Source organism: Rhizobium sp. B230/85, assembly GCF_019355735.1.
Classification (GTDB): Bacteria; Pseudomonadota; Alphaproteobacteria; order Rhizobiales; family Rhizobiaceae; genus Rhizobium; species Rhizobium rhododendri.
The window spans coordinates 75,739-99,775 of record NZ_CP072160.1; the positions used below are offsets into that span (position 1 = coordinate 75,739).

Sequence of the window (24,037 nt, forward strand, 5' to 3'; positions counted from 1 at the left end):
GACGAATGAAAATGAACCTTCCGATGAAGCGTCGTAACGTGGAACCTGTCGTCAAAACCAGAGGTGTGTCGTCTCTTTGGGATCAGCTTGTCAGATGCCTGGTGACCGGGCAAGCGGCGACCGGCGTTGAGGGGGCGTGAAGCGGATGCAGGCATTGTCGCGGAACTGCAGGAACCAGTCGCTCCGATGCAAAGGGAGAAGCACAAGCGGAGAAAACCGTGAGGCGAGAGTACCGATGCGGAGCACTGGGACGGACCGATCTGTAGTAGCGATGAAGGCTCGTAATGGAGCTGGAGCGAAGAGGTCGGATCAGGTGGGCGTATCATCAACACAACTGGCAACAGGAGGACGTTGATGGATACGCAAGGCAAACCGTTCAATATCAGTAAGCAGAAGGTGTACGAAGCTTATCTGCAGGTGCGATCCAACGGAGGCGCAGCTGGTGTGGATGGAGTAACGATTGAGCAGTTCGAGGCCGATCTGAAGGGGAATCTCTATAAGATCTGGAACAGGATGAGCTCAGGCACTTACTTTCCTCCGCCGGTTCGCGCCGTTTCCATTCCTAAGAAGAGTGGAGGCCAGCGGATCCTCGGGGTGCCAACAGTGGCAGATCGCGTGGCCCAAAGTGTGGTCGAGCAGATGATTGAGCCGGATCTAGATGCAATCTTTCTGGCAGATTCCTATGGCTATCGGCCCGAAAAGTCGGCGCTGGATGCCATCGGCGTTACGCGCAAGCGGTGCTGGAAATATGATTGGGTCCTGGAATTCGATATCAAAGGACTGTTTGACAATATCGACCACGACCTTCTGCTACGGGCTGTACGCAAACACATAACGTGTGCCTGGGCGCTGCTCTACATCGAAAGATGGCTGACAGCACCAATGCGGAAGGAGGATGGGGCAACCGTCGAGCGAAACTGCGGCACGCCACAAGGCGGTGTCGTTAGCCCGATACTTGCCAACCTCTTCCTGCATTATGCATTCGACGTGTGGATGGGCAGACAGTTCCCTGACCTGCCATGGTGTCGTTACGCGGATGATGGACTGGTGCATTGCCGGAGCGAGAGTGAAGCGCGGATCGTCAGAGAAGCGCTTGCAGCTCGTCTTTTGGAATGTCGCTTGGAAATGCATCCCGCGAAAACGAAATCGTCTACTGCAAAGATGATCGACGGAGGGGTAGGCACGAGACCGTCAAGTTCGACTTTCTCGGGTATTGCTTTCGTCCGCGATCCGTCCGGGGTCCAGTTACGCAGAAAACATTCTGCGGATTTACCCCGGCCGTCAGCATATCATCGCTGAATTCGATGCGGGAGAGGATTCGAAACCTGAAACTCCGCAAACGAACAGAGGTGACGTTGAATGACATTGCCCGCGAGATAAACCCGATCGTTCGGGGATGGATCGCATACTATGGGCAATACTCGCGCTCGGCACTTTATCCGATGGCGAGATACATCAACGAAACGCTCTATGTTTGGTTTAAACGGAAATATAAGCGCTTTCGCAAACGCCTGGGGCAAGCGCGTCTCTTTGTTGCAAAGATTGCGCGTGAAAACCGGAAGCTGTTCGTACACTGGCAACTTGGTAATGGCATGGAGCTCGCTTGATGGGAGCCGGGTGAGGTGAGAGCCTCACGCCCGGTTCTGAGAGAGGCTGGAGGTGAAATTCCTCCGGCCTACTCGCCCGACAGTGCCGGTTCTGGCAAAGGGAAAGACCGATACCGGTCGCATATGGACCTATGTCCGGGACGACCGACATTCGGCGGGCTCGCACCGCCGGCTGCGCTGTATTACGCATCGCGGGACCGGCGACAGGAGCATCCGGAGCGCCACCTGAAGACCCTCACCGGCATTCTGCAGGCTCAAGCTGCCTGACCTGTGGCCTTCACCGGCTTGCAATTACCCATAAGTAGCTGACTCGTTTGGGAAACTTTCGCTGAAATCTTGAATCGAAAGAATCACTTGTGATTCTGTGTCGAGCACCTGATTCTTTTGAGGCGGTGCTTTATGTCGGTTCGTGACGATGTGATGGCTGATAGTGACGGCCATTGGAGCAAGCAGGAAATAGACGCGGGGTGTTTCAAGGATGCTCGCCTTGGCCGACGCTGCACAGAGCTTTTACGACAGCTCGGAGAGCCCATGGGCGGCTCCATTCCTTTCGCCTGCCAGGACTGGGCCAACACGAAAGCCGCTTATCGGTTTTTCTCCAACCCGAATGTTGAGGAAGGCGATATCCTCAACGGTCATTTTGCCGCGACCGCTCAGCGCTACGCTGCTTCCCAAGGTCCGATCCTGGTGCTGCAGGACACAACCGAGTTCACCTATCAGCGCCGTAATCCGCATGCCGTTGGCTTTACGAAGAGCGTCAACAGTGGCCGAGACAAACAGGAGCGGCTGCGCCACCACACGGTCTGCGGAATATTGATGCATTCGAGCCTTGCTGTAACCTTGGATGGGCTACCCTTGGGGTTGGCGGCCGTCAAATTCTGGAGCCGCGACAAGTTCAAGGGCACGGCCCAGCTGAAACGCAAGATCAATCCGACGCGTGTTCCGATCGAGGGCAAGGAAAGCATCCGTTGGCTGGAAAATCTTCGCCAATCCGTCGGGCTTCTCGGTCAACCAGACCGTTGCATTCATGTCGGCGATCGCGAAAGTGATATCTACGAACTCTACTGCCTGACCAGGGAGCTTGGCACGCACTTTGTCGTGCGTACGGTCGTCGACAGGTTGGCTGGCAACGGGGATCACACGATATCGGCTGAAATGCGCGATGTTGAAACTGCCGGACGGCACCTTATCGAAGTTCGCGCCGATACCGAGGAGGTCACTAAAGTCGACCTGGATATCCGATTCAAACGGATCCGGGTGTTGCCGCCCATCGGCAAGAAGAAACGATATCCTGCTTTGGATCTGACGGTCATCCACGCGGTGGAGCCCAACCCTCCGGCCGGCCGCAAGCGCATCGAGTGGAAGCTACTGACCGATCTTGAGGTACATAGCTGCGACGATGCCGTCGAAAAAATCAAATGGTACGCGATGCGCTGGAAGATTGAGGTCTTCCATAAGATCCTGAAGTCGGGCTGCCGGGCTGAAGATGCACGATTACGAACGGCCGACCGACTGGCAAACCTTGTCGCCATGTTCTGCATTATGAGCTGGAGGGTGCTCTGGTTGACAATGCTCGCGCGCAGTGCGCCCGAAATACCGTAAGCGCTAAGGCTACCCCACGTAGCATTGAGGAGGAAAATCGCTCATTTTCAGTGTGAATCATGCTGGGAAACCTATGAGTGAAGACATGAAACAGGGTCGTACGTTCGAAATTCTGACGGCTGATCCTGTGCGAACGCGGCGAAAGCCGAAGTTGTGGTCAGACGAGGAGAAATCTCAGATCTTGGAGGAAGCGCTTGCTCCTGGCGCGAATGTGTCTGCGGTTGCGCGTGCTCATGGAATGGACCCGTCGCAGCTTTTTGGTTGGCGGCGAATAGCGCTTGCGTCTGGTTCGGTTCAGCGCCTGAGCGCAGCCGGAGATGGCGAGGCCTTTACCCGTTTCGAAGCAGTCCGAACGGACACCGTCGAGATAAAGGTTGGCGACGCGACACTTCGCGTCAGCGCCTCGACCGATCCGGCGCTGCTGAGCGGCATTGTCAGAGCGGTACGGCAGGCATGATCGCTTCGGGTGTCGTGGTCTACGTGTCGTGCCAACCGGTCGACTTCCGCAAAGGAGCCGCGTCGCTGATGGTCCTGGTGCGGGATGGCGGCCTTGACCCCTTTAGTGGCGCACTTTTTGTCTTCCGGTCGAAGCGAGCAGACCGGATCCGGATTGTTTGGTGGGATGGGACAGGTGTCTGCCTTTACGCAAAAATTCTTGAGGAAAATGGCTTCTGCTGGCCAGGGCAGTCCAGCGCCCGTATCCGTCTCGACCATGCGCAGTTGATGGCACTTCTAGCCGGAATGGATTGGAAAAAGATCCATCCCGTCCAAGTGCGCCGACCACTGTCAACGGGCTGAATTGCCTGCGACAAGATGAATCATGTCGCTGTAAGTGTTGGGAAATCGGGCGCTTTTGTGCTTTACTGGCATCATGATTTTACCCGGTCCCGCCCTTCCCGACGACGTCGATGCGCTGAAAGCGATGATCATCGCTTTGAACGCGGAGAGGGCTGCGACTGATGCTGAAATCGCTCGAATGAAGGTTACCCAACAGAAGGCCGACGAGCGGATCACCAATTTGACGGCAATCTTAAAGGTTTTGCAGCGTGCTCAAAAAGGAACGCGCTCCGAGCGTCTGCGGCTGGCGATCAACGACGACCAGATCGACTTCGCCTTCGAGGAGGTCGAGACTGACCTTGCCGCGATTGATCGTGAACTCGGCCAGGTCGGCAGAGAACGACCAAAGAGGCAAGCCCGTCCTCGCAAAGGTTTTGCAGCCCATCTGGAGCGCATAGAGGAAGTCATCGAGCCGGAGATCCCAGAGGAATGCCAGGGCTTGGAGAGGGTTCTGATCGGCGAAGATCGATCAGAGCGGCTCGATGTCATCCCGCCGAAGTTCAGGGTCATCATCACACGCCGCCCCAAATACGCGTTACGGGAGCGTGACGGTGTGCTACAGGCTTTGGCACCCGCGCATATCATCGAAGCTGGCCTGCCGAGCGAACGGTTGCTGGCCTATATCGCTGTCTCCAAATACGGCGACGGTCTTCCGCTTTATCGCCAGGAGGCGATCTATCTGCGCGACAGCGTGGTTCTCAGCCGCTCCTTGATGGCCCAATGGATGGGGCATCTGGGCTTCGAGCTGCGGATCCTTTCGGATTACATCTTGGAGCGTATCAAAGCCAGCGAGCGGATATTTGCGGACGAGACGACCTTGCCGACGCTGGTTCCAGGCTTTGGCAAGACAATGACGGCGTGGTTATGGGCCTACGCTTGCGATGACCGACCTTTTGGCGGGTCTGGCCCGCCTATGGTTGCCTATCGCTTCGAAGTCAGCAGGGGTGGGAAGCGTGTCGCGCGTCATCTCGAAGGCTTCAGCGGCATCCTGCAGGTTGACGGCTACTCGGCCTATACCAGCATGCTCAAAGAACGCGCCAAGTCCGGCAGCAATGAAACGATCAAGCTGGCCTATTGCCGAGTAGGCGGGGTCGTTACCAAGCCCCGGCCCTCACAGATCCGGACGTGCAGATTTCCCGCATCCGGTTCCTCACGGTCCAGTTTCGCTCAGGTACGGCTCCATTGATGGACGATCCGGGTTGGCGGCAGGGGAAATCTGTCAAGGACCTGGGCCATCCGATTCCAGTTCGGCTTCCCAGATCGGCTGCGGCGCGAGAGCCCGCTTTTCCAGATACGCTCGACCTGATGGTGATACCACGTCAGACGTCGTCCGTTGCCCGTGATCCCGTAGTAGGCGTAGTGGCCTTGCATCATTCGGGTCAGGTGTCGATGCTGAACCGTGAGCGACAGGTGCAGATGCTTGATGCACCAATCCCTGGCTGTCCGTAAGGCCCGCGCAAACCGATCCTTGGCCGTGACCTGCCGCACCACCGGCTTGCCTCTCCGCGACTGGCCCCAGACATGGGTGAAGCCGAGAAAATTGAAACTGGTGGCACTAGTTGCCGGATGCTGCCCATGAGGGCGCCGGAAACGGAAGTCCACATAGCGCGTCTTGTCAGGATGTAGCCGAAGCCCATACCGCTCGAAACGCTTGCCCAGTACGGCCAGCATGCGCCGACCGTCCAAGTGATCCTCGAAGCTCATGACGAAGTCGTCAGCGTACCGCACCATCTGGCACCTCCGCTTTAGGCGGGGCTTCGCCACTTCTGCGAACCACTTATCCAGCACATAGTGCAGGAAGATGTTCGCAAGAAGCGGGCTGATCACTCCGCCTTGTGGCGTTCCAGCTACCGGTCGGCTCAGGGTGCCTTGCTCCAACACCCCTGCGTTCAACCACTTGTCAATCATGCGTCTGATGACGCCGTCTCTGATCCTCAGGTCGAGGAACCTGCGTAAATGCCCATGATCGATGCTGTCGAAATACTTCGAAATATCTGCGTCGATCACCCATCGCTGACCGGTGTCCATGATGCCATCGCGCAATGAGCGGATGGCATCATGTGCCGACCGTTCCGGCCGGAACCCGAACGAGCAGTCCAAAAAGTCCTCCTCGTAGATCGGCTCCAGCAGCATAACGATTGCCCGTTGCGCCACCTTATCCTCGAACGTTGGGATGCCCAGAGGTCGCCGGGACCCATCGGCTTTGGGGATGTAGTGGCGTCGCACCGGTGGCGCGTAGTAGCTGCCCGACATCATCCGGATCCGGAGGCTTTCAAGATTTGCCTTGAGATCTTTCTCATAGTCGTCAGCCGTGCGCCCGTCGATGCCCGCCGCGCCATCCTTGCGCGTCAGAGCCCACGCCTCGAACATCCAATCGAGGTCAATCAGATGGTGCAAGGATGCGAACACCCTCTCCGGGTGCTTCCTCGCCTGTTCGGCTATCCACTGCCGTTTTGTGTACACGTTTGTAGGGCTCAGGGTCCCCTCCGTTGTTTCCTGTCAGTGGTTCTGGTTCCGTGGCACCCTCCTTTCCTCCTTCGGGTCCCGCCGGACACGGTTCCCCGCGCTCATTGGTACTATGAGGGTGCTACGACTTCCCGCTCACGCTTACCCATCAGCTTATTGCTTCGCCTTACCCCGCCGCTTTATCACCCGCTGTCTACGCTTCACGAGTGTCGTTGCCGACACCCATGCAAGACTCGCTTCCGGCTGACGGGCTGCGCCTTTGCCGGACGGGCGTTGAACCCGCTGGATCGCTACAAACGGTTTCTACTCGACTCTCACCTCCTTTCTTGTTCATCCCCCGTTCCGGGGCTTGCCTGACGCAAGTTGGGCGCACGTCCGCCGCAAGTTTTATGAACTGCACGTCGGTGGCATCAATGACGCCGCGACAGCGTCGATCACCGCGATGACGGGACTTTGGCAGGTTGAGGACGAGATCCGCGGCAGCGACGCCGAGACCCGCGCAAGGCGTCGTCAGGAGACGTCCGCTGGCATCGTCGCCGATCTCTTCCAGTTGTGGGAAAAGGAGCTATCCAAAGTCTCCGGGAAGTCCAAGACAGCCGAGGCAATCCGCTACGCTCTGACACGCCGAGAGGCGCTGGAGCACTTCCTGAATGATGGCCGTGTCGAGATAGACTCCAACATCGTCGAACGCGCGATCCGGCCACAGACAATTACCAGAAAAAATAGCCTGTTTGCGGGAAGCGAAGGCGGTGGAGAGACTTGGGCAACGATCGCCACACTCTTGCAAACAGCGAAAATGAACAACGTCGATCCGCTTGCCTGGCTTTCCCAGACGCTGACGCGCATCGCAAACGGTTGGCCCGCCGCCGATATCGAGCTGCTAATGCCCTGGAATTATAAGGCAGACGCTGTCGGCTAAGCGCTTACCATCAAATAGCACTTCAGGAAATGGTCGAGGCGGTGCGCGTCTCGAAAGAGCGCGTCGAACGGTTGGAGAGAAATACCGCCAACTGCGGCTCTCACCGAACAGGAAATTGAAATTCTTGATCAAATGATCAGCAACGCAGGTAACCGGCAGGCGACGCCGGGATCGCTAAATTTCTATCTCACCAAACTCGCTCGTTTGGGTGGTTACCTTGCAAGAGCTTCAGATCCGCCTCCGGGAAATACGGTCGTCTGGCGCGGTCTCAGGCGGCTGACGGACATTCGTCTCGGAACCGAAATCGCAGCGACACTCAGATGTGGGTAATTGCAAGCTTCACCGGAGGCTTACTCAACGTGGCTCTGGACGTGCGGATATCCATCTTGGCTACGGCCTCACCGTAAGACCAGATACGTTGAAGCAGCTGCGCAGGAAATCAAAAAGCAACTTGCAAGCAAGGCGGGCCATACGTTTCACTGAGGGCGGAGGGAGTGGGTGCCCCCTCTCGACGGCATCGCAATGTGCAAAAGTGGTATTCGCGAAGGAAAATAAAAGGAGAATTTTGATGGAGCCGCAAATTTCCATCAATTCCTAGTTTTATTTGTATTCAAATTTAGTGAATTCGCATTAGATTTCATAAAATTAGCTAATAATATGATATTGCAATGATTGTATTTCAATTATATTATAAAATAATTGCAAATGTAACTTTATATTATGATAAATAACAGAATTATTATTGATTTACATTCGTGTCAGGCAGAGAATTCTGTTCTCTTGACTGGAAATGCCCACTCCGGAACAAAATCTAGATCATTCCGCTTTCTATGGAGCAAGCGATGCCGCAAAGCGCAAAATCCCGCTCAGGTGATATTATCGACCGGTGCAAAGAGCAGAAAACCGAGGGTTTCAAGATCGTCAGCACTCGATTGCGATCGGCCGAATATGAGAGTTTTTCTCGCCAAGCCCGCCGGTTGGGGCTGTCTGACAGCATGGCCATAAGAGTTGCAGTACGCCGGATTGCTGGGTTTCTCGAGATTGATGCAGAGACCCGGCAGATAATGGAATCCATACTCCAATCAATAGGAGCGCTCTCAAGCAATGTTGCGGTGCTATTATGCGCTTACGCTGAAAATCCGACAACGGATTTGAGTGCTCTTCAAGCGGAACGCAACGCTTTTGGTAAATCTTTTGCTGATCTGGACAGCTTGCTCCGGTCCATTTTGTCGGTATCACGGCGAAGGATCGACGGTTGCTCCATGCTGGCGGATGCCTCGCAACACTAAAGCCTGTCGCCTATAGGTTTTCGTTTTATTGAAGACAATAAAACGCAACATTCTTTAGAGTGTGTCAGGGAATAGCGAAGCCTGGTTTTCCGATAAGACCAACTCAACCCAAAGAACCGTTATGCTGTGTGGTTCAATCTGAACCTGACAGACTCATGCGTAGCTCTTAAAACGGAATTTGTCAGATGCCCGCTCGGTCTCAAGTCATAATCCGTATTGTTCCTGGAGGTGGGACCAAGACACTCCAACAGATCATCAATCAGTTGGAGTACTTATCTCGTAAGGGCAAGCTGGAGCTACAGCGCTCTGCACGGCACCTCGATGTTTTCGTACCTCCAGCTGAAATTCGCGATCTCGCCCGTAGTTGGGTTCAAGAGACCGGGAGTTATGACGAAAGTCAGTCCGACTCGGAAAGGCAACAGGAATTAACCACCCACATTATTGTAAGCTTCCCTGCCAGTACAAGCCATGTCGCAGCTTATGCGGCCAGCCGGGAGTGGGTAGCCGAGATGTTTGGATCAGGCGCAGGGGGAGGCAGATACAACTATCTTACCGCCTTCCATACCGATCGCGATCACCCACATCTGCATGCCGTCATCAATCGTCGCGAACTTTTGGGACATGGCTGGCTGAAAATATCCCGGCGGCATCCTCAACTGAATTACGACGCCTTGCGCATTAAAATGGCCGAGATTTCGCTTCGTCATGGAATCGTCCTGGAGGCGACCAGACGAGTTGAGCGCGACATCACCGAGCGGCCCATGACTTTTGCTCAGTATCGCCGCCTTGAGCGGCAGCAAGCTAATCAAATTCGTCTAGAGAACCCTGATGTCGAACATGTCTCGCCCGGAGTAGACGATCCAGAACAGGATCAATCTTTCAATCCTTCGCACGGGGGGACTCCTCGAAACGTGGCAGAAGATTCGCGACAAAACGAGAGTCTTCGACCGATGTCTGAAGCGAGCTCCCGGGCACCAATCGGATCGAATACCTCCGGCCGGTATCTTGAAGATGCTGCCAGCATTCAACGTTTGGCAATCGAACCAATCTTGCACACAGCAGGCGAAGATGACATTCGGCAACGGCTTCATCGAAAACGGCCCCGTGGTGGCGAGCAAGACCAGAGAGACTCAAAACCGACCAAAGTAAAAGCAATTCGGGCGGGTATGACAATCACCGACGTGTCAGTTGCCCAGGACGATCTGATTACATCGTCGATACAGCCCACTGAAGAAAATCCGTTGCATGACGCTGGACCATCCGACGTCGCTACAGATGAATTGTCTCTGGGGGCAGATCGTCGGCGGCAACACGTGCCAAATTCCAAGCGTCCCTATTATGAGGACGCGGAGCCAAGTATTCGAAAGCGTTCAAGGGACGGGCGCAGTCGTGAGGATTAGAGTCTCACCAAAACTGGAAGCCGTTGTCCGCAAAGAAAAATCAAATCAGCAGAATAGAAAGAATATCTGATCCAATCAGAACCTTAAGGACTCTTTAGAAGCAGAAGATAGAAGGGATCGATCATGGCAGACGAAGAACCCCGTAGAGACGTCAGCCGTCCTGCAAAGATGAATTCAAACCATGACGTGAACGAAATAGCCAGACGTGAACCAACCCCCGGCACATCTTTAGCCGCCGCTGTCCGGCACAACCGAAGAGAGCTCTCGACTGGAGTAGGAGCATTCGTTTTGAATGGCGTTCGCGACCTTCCAGATACTTCCGCCAAAAATCAACGGTCTACTACTACTGCGGACTGTGAAGCGGCGTCTTCGTCACGTGCTGACAAGTTGGAACTAAAACGACCGCGCCAGCACGAGGAAACCGGTGACGCAAGTGAACCGATGGCGAAGCGAAATATGAGCTCGAAAGTGCAGGTGGGTCCTGTTGCCGCGTCTTTGGGTGAGAGAGATCGCTTTGCCACGATGTCGGCTTCGCAAGGGGTGCGCCAACCGGTCATAGGGTCTGATAATGTCGGCGAAACGGCAGAAAGTGATATGCAATCTCGGCACGAAACTGCAACGCTGCCAACTGATACAAGAACCTTTGATTCAAGTCATGATCTGGTCATCGCTGGAGAAGGCCAGCCTGAAGAAAGCCTGGACAGCGCATGGCATTGGTTGGCAGACAACAGGGATCTCGGGGTCAACAGTCTTGCGTCGACGCAAGGCTTCTCCTGGCCAGGGCTGGATGATATTGATCTGCTCTCCGAGAGCGGTTCACCGATCAGGGCTTCCGTGCCTCCCGCTGACATAGCCACTGCGAATCCAAGCACTAGCGCCGGATCTATAGTCGAAAGCACGCAAGTTCTCGCCGACAATGACCATTCCGACACAGGGACCGAAATCGTTAGCCAAAGAACTCCGGTATTGATCCATGAAAGTTCCGCGTCTTTGGGTTTGGGAGATAGCTCGGTAGCGACGCTACCAATTGGAGCAAGCACGTTTGATTTGAGTCATGATGTGGACATTGCTGGAGAGGGCCAGCCCGAAGAAAGCTTGGGAAGCGCACGGTATTGGTTGGCAGACAACAGGGATCTCGGGGTCAACAGTCTTGCGTCGACGCAAGGCTTCTCCTGGCCAGGGTTGGATGACATCGATCTGCTTGCTGAAAGCGGTTCACCGCTCAGGGCTTCTGCGGATCCCACAGGCATGGCCGGCGTAAATTCAAGCACTAACGCTGGGTCTGCCAGCATCGAGAACCACCAAATTCTCACTGAGAGCGATAATACCGGTAGCGTAATCGGTAGCCAAACAAATCTGGTGTCGGCCCACGAAGGTTCCGTTCGATCGCTTAACTCACCCGAGGAGCAGTTTGACGACTTCCCTGAGTTAACCGATGAGGATCTGGCGTTGATAGACGCGCTTTCCAAACCCCGCTCGACTTTGGAGCGGGATATTGCGAATACGAGTTGTGCGGTCGGGTTGAACGATGCCACTTCAACCGAGACTGTTGGCATTGGCCCCGGCGGTTTGTCCACCCATGCCGGGGTCCAACAGGAAGGAGGTGGGCACAACCCGGGCCAATCGGAAACGAAATTCGACGATTTCCCTGAGCTGACTGACGAGGATCTGGCGTTGATCGACGCACTTTCCAAACCGCGCTCGACTTTGGGGCGGGACGGAGCGAATACGACTTGTGCGGTCGGCTTGGACGACGTTACCGCAACCGAGACTGTTGCCGTTGCCCCTGGCGGGTGGACCATCCATGCTGGGGTCCAACAGGAGGGGGGGCGACATGACACAGGTCCATCAAAAACGAACTTAGATGATTTCCCTGAGTTGACCGATGAGGATCTGGCGCGGATTGACGCAATCTCGGAACCCCGTCCAGGGAGAGTTCCCTCCGAGCAGAACGCTGGGTTGCATACTATCGTATCGGAAACGAATGTTGGCCCGACCGGACCTGTCGCGCCCGAAAGCAGAACGCATAGCTTAGCAGATCGGTCCATGGGCCGGAGCGTGAATGACCTCGACACTCAACGTGGTGCGAGGATTTTTGAACCGCGCCAACGCGAGCGTCATGGGCTGTAGATTCAGCTGTCTGTAAACAAACCGGATTTTCCAACAGAGTGAACAAAGCGTGGTGACGTGATGAATTCAGGCAAGTACACGCCATTACGCCTCACTGTAAGCATAGTATTTTCACTGGCCGTTGGTTTTTGTGCGGCAAGTTTATACGTCACATTTCGTCATGGCTTTACGGGCGAAACGATGATGACATTCAGCGTTTTTGCATTCCTGCATGAGACGCCGCTTTATTCAGGATACGCAAGCGCTACGTTCTATCGTGGACTTATCATAATCGTTGTCACGTCGATGCTTGTGCTGGTATGCCAACTCTTTTCATCGATGCGCGAGCGCGAACACCACGGCACTGCTCGCTGGGCTGGCTCTGGCGAGATGCGGCACGCGAGATACCTCCAGCGCTACAGGCATATCACGGGTCCGATCTTCGGCAAGACATGTGGACCACGTTGGTTTGGTAGCTATCTAAGCAATGGAGAACAACCTCACAGTCTTGTCGTCGCGCCAACTCGTGCTGGTAAGGGCGTCGGTATTGTTATCCCGACGTTGCTGACCTTCAAGGGCTCAGTCATTGCTCTGGACGTAAAAGGCGAATTGTTTGAACTCACATCGAGGGCGCGTAAATCAAGCGGAGACGCGGTTTTCAAGTTCTCGCCCTTAGATCCAGAGCGGCGAACGCACTGTTACAATCCCGTGCTTGATATTGCCGCGTTGCCGCCTGAACGGCGCTTCACTGAAACACGCCGCCTTGCTGCAAATCTCCTGACAGCGAAAGGTAAGGGTGCGGAGGGTTTCATCGATGGGGCTCGCGATCTCTTCGTTGCAGGTATATTGAGTTGTATTGAGCGTGGAACACCAACGATCGGTGCCGTTTATGATCTGTTCGCTCAGCCGGGTGAGAAATATAAACTGTTTGCGCAACTTGCCGGGGAAACGCACAACAAAGAAGCTCAGCGCATATTCGACAATATGGCTGGAAATGACACCAAAATACTGACGTCATACACATCGGTCCTCGGCGACGGAGGACTCAATCTTTGGGCCGATCCACTTATAAAAGCAGCCACAAGTCGCTCGGATTTTTCCGTCTACGATTTGCGGCGGAAGAGGACTTGTATTTACCTTTGTGTCAGCCCAAACGATCTCGAAGTCATAGCGCCGCTGATGCGGCTTCTCTTCCAGCAGGTGGTATCAATCCTGCAGAGATCGCTGCCCCATGATGATGAACGTCACGAGGTTTTGTTTCTCCTCGATGAGTTCAAGCATTTGGGCAAGCTCGAAGCCGTGGAGACGGCGATTACGACGATCGCCGGCTATAAGGGCCGCTTCATGTTCATTATACAGAGCCTTTCGGCTTTGACTGGAACGTATGATGAAGCTGGTAAGCAAAATTTTCTCAGCAATACTGGTGTGCAGATATTCATGGCGACTGCTGATGACGAGACCCCAACCTATATTTCTAAGGCGATTGGCGATCACACGTTTCAGGCTCGCTCAACCTCGTACACCCAAGCCCGCATGTTTGACCATAACATCCAAATCTCCGAACAAGGAGCACCACTTCTGCGCGCCGAACAAGTCCGTCTACTCGACGACGACTATGAAATTGTTCTTATTAAAGGCCAGCCTCCTCTCAAACTGAGAAAAGTGAGGTATTATTCGGATCTCATATTGAAGCGGATTTTTGAAAGCCAACAGGGTTCTCTTCCAGAGCCGGAATCGTTGGTGCTGCCGGAAGACGTAAATGTCTTTGACAACAATCTTGATCAAAGCGCAGCCGATACAACAAGGCGAAAGCCGGTGCAGATTGAAGACAGTGAGTATGTGGACGTCGTTGCCGCTCAAAGCAAACCCGTTGCTGATCCTGAGCAAAGCCTCGTCATGCAGACAGAAGTTCGCCCCGGTTCGATCGGGGTCGATGAGGGATACAAAGGCGTGGACACCGCAAACTCCAAGGAGCCTTCGGAAACTGCTCCAGCCCTGGTGGCGCAGCACGAACTCCTCAACCAGATTATTTCTCTTCAGCAACGGGGTGGCAGGGGGTGAAAATCCGATCAGAAAAGGGATGAATGTTTGTTACTGATTGGCAGATAAGTTTAGTGTCCCGTCCTTCGATGTAACCGCCGTTCGCGCGGTACACGACGCAAACGTTTCGCTATAAAACTCCTCCCCGCTAGGCGGAGGGTTGGGGAGGGGTCCTTTTTTCAGTAGGTCGTGTACTCTGGGCCGTTCGACAAATAGCCATCTGTTTTCTGTGTCTTTACGCATTTCGTGACGGAAAACAGCTACTCACTTTTCCTGGAAATCCTCTGGCATGCGATCACGGTAAGCGAATTTATCGAGACTTATGCGTCGGTATCGAAGCTCACTGTACGCGCCGTCTACGCCCCATTGATTTTACAATTTCGGCTACTGGCGGAGCTACCAGCGGTCCGGATGGGAGCTCACCGAGTAGTATCTGACGAGCTCATTGTGAGGCTTTTATACGGGCGGCATAGGCCCATATGTGGACGGCTCCCACTTGCAAGCCTTTTTTGCAGATATTTTGAACGGATCGCTTGCTTCCATATGTGCGGCCTTAGTGTGTGACCGCAATGATCACTGGCCAAGATGATTTCCGCAACGTTTGTTCGTATCCATCCGAGGTGAACCGCAGGATTTTTGCTTTTGCGCGTGGTAAATTGGCGGGATGGAGATCGACGAAGGCAAAATCGACGATGCTGTGCTGGCGCTGCTATGGCTGACGCTTCACAACGCGCGTTTCGCCTGGAAGGGTTTTGACTGGGCGACGACGGATCGGTTGCATCAGAAAGGCTTGATTGGCGATCCGGTGAACAAGTCGAAGTCGCTGGTGCTGACGGATGAGGGTCTACGCCGATCGGAAGAGCTTTTCCGGCAGTTATTTACGCAGCAACCGCAATCTCCGCCGCCTTGATCCTCTTCCATTCCCATGGCAACAATTCGTGCAGGTGGGAGACGGGCAGATCGGCGATGCGAGCCAGCACGTCCGCCAGCCAGGCCTTCGGATCGATATCGTTGAGACGGGCCGTGGTGATAAGGGTCAGCATGATGGCAGCCCGGTCTGCGCCGCGATCGGACCCGGCGAAGTTCCAGTTTTTCCTTCCGCAAGCCACGCCGCGCAGAGCTCTTTCCGCCGCGTTGTTCGTCATGCAGATCCTGCCGTCATCGGCGTATCTGGCAAAGTCCTGCCAGCGCGACAGCATGTAGTTGATCGGCTCAAGCACCGGTGAGGATCGCGACAAACCTTCGCGCTCCTGCCGCAACCAGGTCTCCAGCTCTTCGAGCAGCGGTTTGCTCATTTCCTGGCGCACGGCAAGTCGCTCACCGGCGCTCTGGCCGTTAATGTCGCGCTCGATGTCAAACAGCGCATCGATACGCTTGACCGCCTCCAACGCCGTCGCAGAGACAGGCTTTGCCCCTTTGCCCCGCCGGGCACTTCGCGAGACATCTGCCAACTCGAAGAACTTTCGGCGCGCGTGGGCAAAACAGAAGGCCGGCGTCACCGGGATCTGTTTCTTGGTCCGATCGAAGAGCGGATTGAAGCCATTGTAGCAATCAGCCTGCAGGATACCGGTGAACTCGGCCAGGTGTCGTTGCGGATGCTCACCCCGCCTATCACTGGAGGCGTAGAAGACGGCCGCCGGCGGTGATAGCCCACCAAACGGCCTGTCGTCGCAAACGTAGGTCCATATGCGCCCCGTCGTGCACTGGCCCTTGGCGAGGATCGGGATGGTGGTGTCGTCGCCGTGCAACCGCTCGGCCGCAAACACATGGGTCTCAATGAGATCGAACAGCGGTGTGACGGCGGCGCTGACGTAGCCAACCTGGTCGGCAAGCGTCTGGGTGGACAGATCGATCCCTTCACTGCGAAAGCGACGGCTCTGGCGGTTGAGCGGCTGATGCTCAGAGAATTTGTCGAAGACGATGGTGGCGAGTAGCTTGGGGCCGAGAAAGCCACGTGGCGTTGCATGGAAGGGTGCGGGCGATTGGCTGATGCAGCCGCAGTCCCGGCACGTGAACTTCTCCCGCACGGTCTCGATGACCTTGAAGCGGCGCGGGATCTCCTCCAGCGTCTCGGTGGTGTCCTCACCGAGCTTCGACAGGCGTTCGCTGCCGCAGTGATCGCAGGCACTGGGCGCGTCGATGACGACGCGCTCGCGCTCGATAGTCTCTGGCCAAGGCTTGCGCACTGGCCGCTTGCGGGTGAAGGCACGCACGACTTGGGTTCTGGCCGCCGCCGCTTCTGAAGCGAGCTCGTCCTCGGTGGCATCGGCAACCAGCTCCTCGAGCTGCAATTCCATCTGGTCGATCAGCCGCTGGGTGCGCTCCCGGCTTGGACCATGTTTGTCGCGTTCCAGCTTGGCGATCAGCAATTGCAGATGGGCGTTGAGCGCCTCGATGCTGGAAAGTTTTGCCTTGGCGCTGGTGGCTTCCGCCTCGGCCCGCAACCGTGACTCGCGTTCTATCAGCAGCGCGGCGTGGGCGCTGGCAAGATCGTCAGGAAAGGAAAGCGGTGGTAACGACATGCCAGAATAAGAGCATATTTCTTCAACAAATTCAATGATGAAGAAACTCAAACGCGTGTTGGACGCCAAGTTTCCTGAGGAGCTCGCCAGTCAATTCCAGAGAGCAAATAGGAAAGCTGCGCCGGTGTGATCGCCACCGCGCCACCCTGCACATTCGGCCAGATAAACCGGCCGCGTTCTAATTTTTTCGTGAACAGCCATGCGCCCTGGCCATCATGCCAGATCAACTTTATCAGGTCACCGCGGCGGCCCCTGAAGCAGAACAAATGACCGCCCAGCGGATCATGCTTTAAAACTTCCTGCACCCGAAGGGCCAAGGATGGAAAGCCACACCGCATGTCGGTATGTCCGGTCGACAGCCACACCTTGATCTCCGCCCCCATCGGAAACGGATTCATCGCAATGTCTCCAAACCACGCATGATCCGTAGCAAAACGTCCACATCGATATCCTGGCCCATGATCACACGCCGGCCGTTCGCACTCACCACCTCTATGCGACCCCGGTCGGTGATGGGAGACGGCACCGCGACAGTTTCCGCAGGAGGCGTGCTCGCAAAAACAGGCTCGGCAGCAACGACAATCGCCGGAACAAACTCGTTCGTCGAGCGGTGGACAAGGCGTCCTTCCCGCACGGCCCTGCGCCAGGCATTCAACTGCCAACGCGTGATCCCGTGACGCTGCGCCGTGACTGTTACCTGCCGCGGGCCAGCATAACTCTCAGCCACGATCGCCAGCTTCGCTTCATCCGTGAAACGCCGCCGACGCCCGCTATCGACAATCTCCATCCGGCTGAAACGCCCCGAGTGATCGCTTGTGATGTCCATGAAAGCACCGTCTATATTGCCGTCTATATAGACAGAGCATCCACACGATCACTCAAATCCGCAATGCGGTTCAGCTCGGATGCGTACTTTGTTCCTAACAAGGCATCGACCTTTCGCGGTCAATGGGCCTAACGGAGTTTCAAACGTGTTGGATCGTCCGATCGCATCATCTGCTCTTCTGTTGGTTTTCACGCGGAACTGAGCCGGTTTTTCCACCGAGAAGTGAGCCACCTCTGAGTATGGTTTTCTGATCAGGGTTTGGTCAAGGGGTTGGCTTTTTCTCCTTTCTTCTGCGCTGCTGCAGCCGAGCTGGCCTTGAAGCGGAAGCTGTCATTTCCTGTTTCCAGGATATGGCAACGGTGGGTCAGACGGTCGAGCAGAGCCGTGGTCATCTTGGCGTCGCCGAAGACTGTTGCCCATTCGCTGAAGCGTATCCATCCGAGGTGAACCGCAGGATTTTTGCTTTTGCGCGTGGTAAATTGGCGGGATGGAGATCGACGAAGGCAAAATCGACGATGCTGTGCTGGCGCTGCTATGGCTGACGCTTCACAACGAGCGTTGCGCCTGGAAGGGTTTTGACTGGGCTACGACGGATCGGTTGCATCAGAAAGGCTTGATTGGCGATCCGGTGCTCATGCTCGCATAGGATATTGCCCTCGGCCGCAACGACTAGTCTCTCGGGATAGATTCGCAGGCTGACGGGCCGGTTCGCAAACGATGCTGGCACGCTGTAACGATTCCGCTCGAAGGTGATCAGGCATGTCGGCGAGACGCGCTTGCTCTGCTCGACGAAGCCATCAAACATGGCGGGGAGCGACATCAATGCTGCCCGCTCATCAGCCCAGACATCCGCGATCGTGCCGGGTAAGGTGCCGTGCGCTGTGTCGCGCCACAGGTCCTGGCAATGCTGTTCCAGCCAGGCATTCAATGCCGCCAGATCCGGAAAGTCCGGCATCTGTTGCCACAGCCGCGGTCGGGCATCCTGGACATTCTTCTCGACCTGACCCTTCTCCCAACCCGCGGCGGGATTGCAGAACTCGGGCGCAAAGACGTAGTGGTTCGTCATCGCTAGGAAACGGATATTGACCTGCGTTCCTTGCCACGACCGACACGATCGACCGCTGTCTTCATGTTATCGTAAATGCCGCGGCCAGGCACGCCGCCGAACACACGGAACCCGTGCCAGTGGGCGTCGAAGAGCATCTCGTGCGTTTGCAGTAGATAGGCCCTGACCAGAAATGCCCGGCTGTGTGATAGTTTGATATGGGCGACCTGCAGCTTCGTGCGCTCGCCGCCTATCACGGCATAATCTTCGCTCCAATCGAATTGGAACGCTTCGCCTGGGCGGAAAGACAGAGGAATGAATATGCCGCGGCCCGCTGTCTGCTGCTCAGTCCGCCAGTCACGGGCGAACGCGGCAACCCGACCATAGGAGCCGGTAAATCCGAGAGCCATCAGATCGGCATGAAGCTGCTTCAAGGTTCGGCGCTGCTTGCGCGACCTCCCGGCCTCGGTCTTCAGCCAGCCAGATAGTTTATCGGCAAAAGGATCAAGCTTGCTCGGTCGTTCCGGTACCGTGAACGTCGGCTCAATCGTGCCCGCATTCAAATACTTCGCGATCGTGTTGCGTGACAACCCGGTGCGCCGGCTGATCTCCCGGATCGACTGCTTCTCACGCAGCGCCATCCGACGGATGATGTTTAAAAGTCCCATGTGGATCACTCCGTTGCCCCCGTCGCTCGCCGCGTTGGGGGAAGGTTCACATGGCTCAATTCTCAATGGAAATTATGCGCCTAACCGGCTCAGTTCTGCGTGGAAACCAACACTCTTCTCTTGCAAGTTCCCTGCATCAGCTCAGCCCGGTCGCGCTTTGTCTCTGCACACCGGGATGGCCGAACTTTATCCTGGCTGCGTTTGGCTTTCTGCCTGACGGTTGACTCGCCGCTTGTCATTAGCTTCCACGCAATTCGAGCGATCTTGTTAGCAAGCGCTACGGCAACAAGCTTCGGCCTTTTCCGCTGCAGCATCCCCATAAGCCATGGAGAGGCATGCCTGCTTCGGCCTGTTCTGACTTGCTGTAGAAGAGATGTCGCGCCAACGACCAGCACGCTCCGCAACATTTCGTCGCCAGCCCGGGTAATCACACCAAGCCTAACCTTTCCGGCAGTCGAATGGTCTTTCGGCGTCAGCCCAATCCATGCTGCAAAGTCGCGGCCAGATTTAAACATTTTCGGGTCCGGTGTTTTCATCAGCAGAAGAGACGCTCCTATCGGGCCGACACCAGGGATTTGGGCCAAGCGTTTGCTGCATTCGTCAGCCCGATGCAACTGCATCAGTTTTTCATCGATCGGCTTGATCTGAGAAAGCAGCTCGCGATACTCCTCGCCATGCATGGCAAAGAGTTCGCGGGCCAAATCAGGTATTTTGTGATCGGCTGCGATCTGCTCCAATAGCGGTTCAATCCTGCACATGCCCTTCGCGGCGATAATACCGAACTCCATCGCGAAACCGCGGATGGCATTTGCCAATTGGGTACGATTGTGAAGCAACCGCTGCCGGGTTCCAATCAACATCAGCGCCGCCTGCTGATCACTTGTCTTTACCGGAACAAAGCGCATTGTCGGCCGGCTCATCGCCTCACATAATGCTTCGGCATCAGCAGCGTCGTTCTTCCCCCGCTTGACATACGGTTTGGCTAATTGTGGCGCAATCAGCTTCACTTCGTGGCCCAAGTCCCCCAGCAATCGTGCCCAGTGATGCGAGCCACCACATGCCTCCAACGCAATGGTGGTCGGCGGGATCTTTTCGAAAAACTTCACCATTTCGTTACGTGAGAGCTTCCTGCGCAGGATTGGCCGCTCGGCGGCGTTCACCCCATGCAATTGGAAAGCGCTCTTTGACGTATCCATACCAATTCGGATAATCTGTTCCACAGACGGTCTCCCTCGATTGAGATTTCAACGAACTCATTCTAGCACATTCGATGCTGCTGGGAGCCGTCCACCTCAACATGGCATCAGGGCATCGATGTCTTTGGCGAGGTGGCCGTTTGCGAGGCGGGTGAAGAGGTCGCACAGATATGCGTAGGGTTCAACGCCGTTCATTTTACAAGTGCCGATCAGGCTGGCAAACCGGGCCCAATTACGGCCCCTTCGTCGTGCCCGGCAAAGAGCGCATTGCGGCGGTTCATGGCCGGTCGGCGGATCGCGTTTTCCACGAGGTTGGAGTCGATATCGACGTGGCCGTCGTCCAGGAACAGCCGAAAGCCATCCTGTCGCGTCGGAATGGATGGCCGGCATCATCGGAATACGCACGTTGAGGATTTCAGCGGCATATTCGCCTTTACGTCCAGGCCGATAATGGAACACCACGCCCGGCGGCGCAGAGCCATTCCATCCACGATCGTCGCGCAGCACGGCCCAGAGATAACCCGTCTTCGTCTTGCCTCGTCCCGGATCCAGAACCGGGGCGGTGGTCTCGTCAACATAGAGCCGCGTGCTTTCCCACAGCAGCCGTTTGGCCATATGGTCGACCACCGGTGCGATTTCGCTGCCCGTGCGCCCCATCCAATCGGAAAGGACCGTGCGGTCTATCGGCACCCCGTGTCGCGCCATGACCTCAGCTTGCCGGTTGAGCGGCATATGTTCGGAATGCTTGGCGACGGCAATCTCCGCCAGAAGGGCTTCGCTCGGCCAGCTTCCTTCCAGAAGATGCGCGGGCGCTCTGGCCTGGATGACGCCCGTTCGACCCTTGGGGCGGGGCATGCGTATTTCGGGCGGATCGTGACGATCACCTCGTAGCGCGCCGGGATCCGGTCGAGCCGTTCCGTCCGGTCCTCGCCGATCCGCACCATGTTGCCGCAACCGCAGGGACAAACGATGCTCTCGGGCTCGATCACGCGCTCGACCCGCGGCAGGTGTTCAGGCAGTGCACGGGCCTTACGTTCCTTGCGAGAACGGCCTTGTCAGGATCGCCAGCCTTTTCGGGATCATCTGCGCTTGCTTCGATCTTCTGCTCGACGGCGGCGATCCGTGCTTGTGTTTCGGCGATCGCCGTTTCAAGGTCTTCCAGCGCCAGTTCCATCTGCGCCGGATCGAGCTTTTCCGATTTCGGCCCGAACTTCGTGCGCCGATAGTCGTGAACCTGACCCTCAAGCCTCTCGATCAGCTCCTTCAACTCACCGATGAACGCGTCCTTTTCGGCAACGACCGCCTGCTCATGCTGACGTGCAGCACGCTCGACCGACAGCTCGAACTGCATCGCGGCAAACGCCTTCACCACCTCCGGCGGAAGGTCCGGAAACAGGCTGAGATCAATAGGTTGCGACATGCCGCCTTATAGCAAAACAGCATAAAAAAGCCAAACAAAACAATGCAAAGACGGCCGAATATTCACCCTGCGGCCGATGGCACGGTTACCCGTTGCGCCATCACCCGCCGCCAGTCAAGACCTTCGAACAAAGCCTCATATTGACCGCTGGAAAGATGCATCGTCCCATCCTGAACCTTGGGCCAGGCAAAGCTTCCATGTTCAAGAATTTTGTAAGTCAGCACCATTCCTGTCCCATCCCACACCAAGATCTTCAGGCGGTCCCCGCGTTTCGACCGAAAGATCACCGTCAACCCGGAATGCGGGTCCAGCTTCAATTCGGTCTGCACCATCAGAGCCAGCGCCTGATGCCCACAGCGGAAGTCAACCGGACGGGTTGCGGTCAGGATCGGCAGTCGTTGCCCGCGACGATCATGACGCTCCTCGCACAGCGCGAACCAGAGCGGCGACCCGTTCAACGGGCACATCGTCAGGAACCCGCATCACAACGTCTGAGCCGATCTGCAGCGTCAAACCTTGCTCCCTGGGCCCGTCGCAGCCCATCTTCGGAAGTGACAAACGATTGACAGGCTCAGGTGGCTCGGCAGCGATTGCCAGAGGAACGAATGACGGCTCGGCACCATCGTGCTCCGACCGCGTCGTTGCCGCCGCAAACGGCAGCGCCAGATTGCCGTCGCGCGCTTGACGTCGCCAATCGGAAAGCTTGTTTGCTATAACGCCGTGACGGCGCGCAACATCCACAACACGAGCACCAGGCTCAAAACTTTCCGCCACGATCCGCGCCTTCACGTCATCCGGCCACCGCCGGTTACCCCGCCGCGGCTCAACGACCTCATAACTACCAACAAATCCATCATCCATAATTCAAATTCCAGATACAACTGGAAGCCTTTTCGCATGACCAATCATGCTCAGAAAGCAGCGGACCCAATGGGACGGAGACGGCGCTTACAGCTCACTTAAGGGTCATCGGTTGAACCAGCGTGGAAAGCTGTAACTGAGGTAATATATCATTGTCTGTCGCGAAATTCCGGCCATAGCAGGCACTCAGGATTTCAACTCCACTTCGATGCAGAGGTGCATCCACTTTCGCAAGTGCTGCAAGCTCGAGAATCGGTATGAGACCAAAGGGCACATCTTCCAGAACATATCGCGTGTTGATGTCTCGCGGTCCAGCGGGATCGTTACCTTTGGCGACAAGAATTTGGGATAGTGCGGCCAGGCTCGTGGCCGTTATTCCGAAAGATTTGCTGAAATGATCGAGGATGGAGGGCACTGTTTTCCCGAAAGCAGCTGCTATGGCGAGACGCTCACAATCCAACGCTTCGATAAATCTGCTAACGGCAGGGGTCATCGTGACTCTTTGTCCCCAGGTCTCGCCGAGTTCGATGCGTGTGAGGTTGCAAAGTGCCGTGCCCAAGTGACTTTCCGGGTTTATATTGCTGAGCGTTATGGTGACGATATCGTCTTTCACATCGAACCGGTCGCCAAACAGATCTGTACAAAGCTCATGGGCTTTCTGCGCGTCCGCTGCATGAACCAAAGCCATATCAACCTTGCCGCGTATCGCACCAATTTCGATGTCGTGCCCAGACTGAGCCTTGGCGGTCAGAACGGTGGTGTTCCAAACTACGATGGGAATTTCGATTTCACGTTCCGCTAATTTTTGGGCAAGATAAAAGCCGGCGAACGAAAGGTGGGCGCTGATAATGACGGTGTGTCTGGACGTGAGATGTGGCACGAGACTGTCGAGAACAAAGCGGTGGCCGTAAGCGGGGAGGGCCAGCACGACGACATCACATTCCGTAAGTTCGTCCGCGCGCTGGCAGACCCCTGGATTGAACTTGGCAGACAAGGCCCCGCTCACCTGCAGCGGCGTGTCTTGATTGAGTTCTTCAGTTCGTCGGCCAGATGGAGACCATATTCTCGCATGGTGGCCGTTTTGGTGAAGGAGTGCTGCGTACCCGATCGCGATTGCGCCAGCTCCGGCAATTGCTACATTCATGTTGCGATACCTCAGAAGCCCGGAGACTAGCCATCTTTGGCTGTGTCCGGTGAAATTTTATGATAGGTCATTATTTCCGGGCAGGT

17 protein-coding genes and 8 pseudogenes are annotated in these 24,037 nt (G+C 55.9%); 14 read left to right on the top strand and 11 right to left on the bottom strand.

Translation table 11 applies throughout. The features are described 5' to 3' along the window. Nucleotides 1-354 precede the first annotated feature (354 nt). From ltrA (J5289_RS28105) to J5289_RS28130, 7 genes and pseudogenes are all read left to right on the top strand, one after another. Nucleotides 355-1,299: a group II intron reverse transcriptase/maturase gene (gene ltrA, locus J5289_RS28105; RefSeq protein WP_247750807.1), complete on the top strand. Its 945-nt coding sequence runs from the start codon at nucleotides 355-357 to the stop codon at nucleotides 1,297-1,299. A gap of 56 nt (nucleotides 1,300-1,355) precedes the next feature. After that, entirely contained in the window at nucleotides 1,356-1,607 is a 252-nt protein-coding gene (locus tag J5289_RS29655) for a group II intron maturase-specific domain-containing protein (protein WP_247750806.1), read from the top strand. Between the two features lie 79 nt (nucleotides 1,608-1,686). Further along, a pseudogene (locus J5289_RS28110) lies at nucleotides 1,687-1,868 on the top strand (transposase); the annotation flags it as partial. A gap of 138 nt (nucleotides 1,869-2,006) precedes the next feature. After that, a complete protein-coding gene (locus tag J5289_RS28115) occupies nucleotides 2,007-3,209 on the top strand; it encodes an IS4 family transposase (protein ID WP_247750805.1) in 1,203 nt (400 codons plus the stop codon). An 85-nt stretch (nucleotides 3,210-3,294) separates the two neighbouring features. After that, on the top strand, nucleotides 3,295-3,666 hold the full coding sequence (locus tag J5289_RS28120) for a transposase (RefSeq protein ID WP_257625550.1): 372 nt from the start codon (nucleotides 3,295-3,297) through the stop codon (nucleotides 3,664-3,666). Then, nucleotides 3,663-4,007, top strand: coding sequence for an IS66 family insertion sequence element accessory protein TnpB (tnpB, locus tag J5289_RS28125; protein ID WP_209187038.1), 345 nt, complete (start codon nucleotides 3,663-3,665; stop codon nucleotides 4,005-4,007). The genes J5289_RS28120 and tnpB (J5289_RS28125) overlap by 4 nt, the downstream gene beginning before the upstream one ends. 73 nt (nucleotides 4,008-4,080) lie before the next feature. Beyond that, nucleotides 4,081-5,124: pseudogene (locus tag J5289_RS28130) on the top strand (IS66 family transposase); the annotation flags it as partial. A gap of 89 nt (nucleotides 5,125-5,213) precedes the next feature. Here J5289_RS28130 and ltrA (J5289_RS28135) read toward each other — a convergent pair. Beyond that, a complete protein-coding gene (ltrA, locus tag J5289_RS28135; protein WP_257625551.1) occupies nucleotides 5,214-6,443 on the bottom strand; it encodes a group II intron reverse transcriptase/maturase in 1,230 nt (409 codons plus the stop codon). A gap of 433 nt (nucleotides 6,444-6,876) precedes the next feature. Between ltrA (J5289_RS28135) and J5289_RS28140 the strand changes: the two are divergent. The 6 genes and pseudogenes from J5289_RS28140 to J5289_RS28165 all read left to right on the top strand — a co-directional run. Then, nucleotides 6,877-7,431, top strand: a pseudogene (locus J5289_RS28140) (transposase); the annotation flags it as partial. 842 nt (nucleotides 7,432-8,273) lie between these two features. Continuing rightward, the gene (gene virD1, locus J5289_RS28145) at nucleotides 8,274-8,720 is read left to right on the top strand and encodes a T-DNA border endonuclease subunit VirD1 (RefSeq protein ID WP_209207779.1); all 447 of its coding nucleotides are present in this window, start codon (nucleotides 8,274-8,276) and stop codon (nucleotides 8,718-8,720) included. 185 nt (nucleotides 8,721-8,905) lie between these two features. Then, nucleotides 8,906-10,120, top strand: coding sequence for a relaxase/mobilization nuclease domain-containing protein (locus J5289_RS28150; protein ID WP_209207778.1), 1,215 nt, complete (start codon nucleotides 8,906-8,908; stop codon nucleotides 10,118-10,120). Between the two features lie 123 nt (nucleotides 10,121-10,243). Then, nucleotides 10,244-12,250 (top strand): hypothetical protein, encoded by a 2,007-nt coding sequence (locus tag J5289_RS28155; RefSeq protein ID WP_209207777.1) that lies wholly within the window; start codon nucleotides 10,244-10,246, stop codon nucleotides 12,248-12,250. Nucleotides 12,251-12,310: 60 nt separating this feature from the next. Further along, nucleotides 12,311-14,290 (top strand): type IV secretion system ATPase VirD4, encoded by a 1,980-nt coding sequence (gene virD4 / locus J5289_RS28160; protein ID WP_209207776.1) that lies wholly within the window; start codon nucleotides 12,311-12,313, stop codon nucleotides 14,288-14,290. 643 nt (nucleotides 14,291-14,933) lie between these two features. After that, entirely contained in the window at nucleotides 14,934-15,179 is a 246-nt protein-coding gene (locus J5289_RS28165) for a DUF6429 family protein (RefSeq protein ID WP_219276696.1), read from the top strand. Here the strand turns inward: J5289_RS28165 and J5289_RS28170 are convergent. From J5289_RS28170 to J5289_RS28185, 4 genes and pseudogenes are all read right to left on the bottom strand, one after another. After that, on the bottom strand, nucleotides 15,148-16,791 hold the full coding sequence (locus J5289_RS28170) for an IS66 family transposase (RefSeq protein ID WP_219276556.1): 1,644 nt from the start codon (nucleotides 16,789-16,791) through the stop codon (nucleotides 15,148-15,150). The two genes, J5289_RS28165 and J5289_RS28170, sit on opposite strands and share 32 nt — an antisense overlap. A gap of 47 nt (nucleotides 16,792-16,838) precedes the next feature. Beyond that, nucleotides 16,839-17,189, bottom strand: coding sequence for an IS66 family insertion sequence element accessory protein TnpB (gene tnpB, locus J5289_RS28175; protein ID WP_219276557.1), 351 nt, complete (start codon nucleotides 17,187-17,189; stop codon nucleotides 16,839-16,841). Further along, entirely contained in the window at nucleotides 17,186-17,617 is a 432-nt protein-coding gene (locus tag J5289_RS28180; RefSeq protein ID WP_142832636.1) for a transposase, read from the bottom strand. The genes tnpB (J5289_RS28175) and J5289_RS28180 overlap by 4 nt, the downstream gene beginning before the upstream one ends. A 251-nt stretch (nucleotides 17,618-17,868) precedes the next feature. Continuing rightward, a pseudogene (locus tag J5289_RS28185) lies at nucleotides 17,869-18,051 on the bottom strand (ATP-binding protein); the annotation flags it as partial. Between the two features lie 53 nt (nucleotides 18,052-18,104). Here J5289_RS28185 and J5289_RS28190 point away from each other — a divergent pair. Next, nucleotides 18,105-18,248 (top strand): annotated as a pseudogene (locus J5289_RS28190) (DUF6429 family protein); the annotation flags it as partial. Here the strand turns inward: J5289_RS28190 and istA are convergent. The 6 genes and pseudogenes from istA to J5289_RS28220 all read right to left on the bottom strand — a co-directional run. After that, nucleotides 18,240-19,330 (bottom strand): annotated as a pseudogene (gene istA, locus J5289_RS28195) (IS21 family transposase); the annotation flags it as partial. The pseudogenes J5289_RS28190 and istA overlap by 9 nt on opposite strands. 186 nt (nucleotides 19,331-19,516) lie before the next feature. After that, a pseudogene (locus J5289_RS28200) lies at nucleotides 19,517-20,550 on the bottom strand (IS110 family transposase). A 72-nt stretch (nucleotides 20,551-20,622) separates the two neighbouring features. Further along, nucleotides 20,623-21,946: pseudogene (locus J5289_RS28205) on the bottom strand (IS66 family transposase). A 62-nt stretch (nucleotides 21,947-22,008) separates the two neighbouring features. Next, nucleotides 22,009-22,278: an IS66 family insertion sequence element accessory protein TnpB gene (gene tnpB / locus J5289_RS28210; protein WP_247750799.1), complete on the bottom strand. Its 270-nt coding sequence runs from the start codon at nucleotides 22,276-22,278 to the stop codon at nucleotides 22,009-22,011. A 79-nt stretch (nucleotides 22,279-22,357) separates the two neighbouring features. Further along, entirely contained in the window at nucleotides 22,358-22,810 is a 453-nt protein-coding gene (locus tag J5289_RS28215; protein ID WP_209207744.1) for a transposase, read from the bottom strand. A 91-nt stretch (nucleotides 22,811-22,901) separates the two neighbouring features. Continuing rightward, entirely contained in the window at nucleotides 22,902-23,951 is a 1,050-nt protein-coding gene (locus J5289_RS28220; RefSeq protein ID WP_209207742.1) for an NAD/NADP-dependent octopine/nopaline dehydrogenase family protein, read from the bottom strand. Nucleotides 23,952-24,037: the final 86 nt, after the last annotated feature.